Annotated in this window: 1 protein-coding gene; it reads left to right on the top strand. The window is 78.8% G+C overall.

Going from position 1 to position 240, the window contains the following annotated elements:
• A partial coding sequence (locus GT354_RS44665) for a DUF2877 domain-containing protein (protein WP_161362990.1) occupies positions 1-240 on the top strand: 240 nt, incomplete at both ends.

Genomic DNA, 240 nt, shown 5'->3' with positions numbered 1-240 from the left:
CGCCGCGCCCGCCCGCGCCCGGTGACGTCGACACGGTGCGGGCGGGAGTCACCACGCTGCGTACGGCGATCGGCACGGGCACCGGCTTCGGCGGACTGCCCGACCGGGGCCGGACCGGCCTCGCCGCGCTGGGCCGGCACGTCACCTGGGATCCGCACCCCGAACGCGCCGCGACGGCCGCGTTCACACTGCTCGGGCTGGGCCCGGGACTGACCCCCAGCGGCGACGACGTGCTGTGCG

The organism is Streptomyces sp. SID3343 (assembly GCF_009865215.1).
GTDB lineage: Bacteria > Actinomycetota > Actinomycetes > Streptomycetales > Streptomycetaceae > Embleya.
Note: the sequence above shows the minus strand (reverse complement) of the source record. Positions and strands in the feature narration are given on the sequence as shown.